The 1,576-nt window shown below is 64.8% G+C and carries 2 protein-coding genes; one reads left to right on the top strand and one right to left on the bottom strand.

Annotation, left to right across the window (positions count from 1 at the left end; all coding sequences use genetic code 11):
• Nucleotides 1–283: 283 nt before the first annotated feature.
• Nucleotides 284–721 carry an RDD family protein gene (locus tag AC5RWT_RS37275; protein WP_494084600.1) on the top strand — a complete coding sequence of 146 codons (438 nt, stop codon included), beginning with the start codon at nucleotides 284–286 and terminating at the stop codon, nucleotides 719–721.
• 133 nt (nucleotides 722–854) lie between these two features.
• Here the strand turns inward: AC5RWT_RS37275 and AC5RWT_RS37270 are convergent.
• Nucleotides 855–1,576: DUF4191 domain-containing protein (locus tag AC5RWT_RS37270; RefSeq protein ID WP_494084599.1), on the bottom strand; the 722-nt coding region annotated here is incomplete at its 5' end.

Below are 1,576 nucleotides of genomic sequence, written 5' to 3'. Positions count from 1 at the left end.
TGAGGACCTCGTCCGCATTCTTGAACATCGGGTCATGCTCCTTACGCATTCTGGGGGAACCTGCCTCCGCTGTACGGGGCCGGCAACAGTTACAACAATAGGAGCAGGGAATTTCCCGACAGTGTCGCAATTGTTTCGGGCAGGTTACTTAATCGATGTGCACTGCAAGTTTACCGTCCGTGGCGCTGGCGCTTGACCGGCCGGCCGGCGGGGCCCGTGGGGCGGGACGGGCGTGCCGTCAGCCGGGGGAGCCTGCCCCGGGTATGAACGGTAAACTTGCAGGGTGGTAAGCAGACGCGATATCGGTTCCTGGCTTGACGGCCCTCCGCAGCCCAACATCCAGCAATGGCCCGGGCAACGGCTCGGCCTCCCGCAATCCGGAGGCGGCTCGATTGCCCGTCCGGGCCGCAGGATCGTGGCGCTGCTGATTGACTGGCTGCTCTGTTACGCCATCGCGAGTGCCTTTTTGGGCGGCGCCCAGCTGGCCATCCTGGCCGTGTTCGCCGTCGAACAGCTGCTGCTGGTGGGAACGCTCGGCTACAGCATCGGCCACCGCCTGCTGGGCATCTACGTACGTAAACTCGACGGCACTGCACCGGGGTTGCTTGCCGCCGTCGTCCGCACGGTTCTGTTGTGCCTGGTCATCCCGGCGGTTATTTTCGACGCCGATCAGCGAGGCTTCCACGACCGGGCCATGGGAACAGTCCTGGTGCGCCGCTAGGCAGTGCACGACGACGCACCCCTGGACGAAGGCGGGAGGACCTCAAACGGAGGCGGAACCGCAGGTCCTGGACAAAACACGAAGGGCTGCCGGTAACAGAACCGGCAGCCCTTCGTGTTTGTCGTGGAGAGGATCAGCGTCCGCGCATGGCCTTGCGGTCCGGGCGGGCCTTGAACGGATCCACACCCTTCGGGATCGGCAGCTTGTTGGCACCCAAAGCCGACAGCCGCTTGTCCACGGCGCTGACTTCCTGTTTGGTCAGTTCCTTCTTGAGCTTCTGCACGGTCTTTGCCACCTTGCTCAGCTCCACCTGGCCCTCGCCGCGGCCGGTTTCGATCACGTGGATCGTGACATTGGGCAGGATGCGGCGCAGCCTGCGCCGTTCGGACTCAACGAGCTGGCGCACTCGGTGCGAGGGGCCTTCGGTGACCAGCACGATGCCCGGGCGGCCCACGGCGCGGAAGACGGCATCCTGTGTCCGCGGGTTAACGGCCACCGGTTGGTCCTGCAGGATCCAGCCGCGGCGCAGCACGCTCAGCGCCGCTCCGGATGCCCCGGGCTGGCCCTCGATCTGCGAGAAGGCCGCTCGTTCGGCACGGCGCGACAGGATGAAGGTGGCAGCCAGCAGGCCCAGCGGGATGGCGATGATCAGCAGCGTGACCCAGTTGTTGATCAGCAGGCCGATGACCAGACCCACGGCGACGATGCCGAGGAATGCCAGCAGCATGAACCAGACAACGTTCGGGTCATTGCGCCGGGTCATCTGGAAGACCTGGCCGATTTGCTTCAGCCGGCCGGGCTTTTTGTTGGCTTTGGACGGCTTCTCCGCCTTAGGTTTGCGTGAGAAGAGACCCC

The organism is Arthrobacter sp. Dra40, from assembly GCF_059091905.1.
The sequence above is the reverse complement of the archived record's forward strand: the minus strand, read 5'-3'. Positions and strand labels throughout refer to the sequence as shown.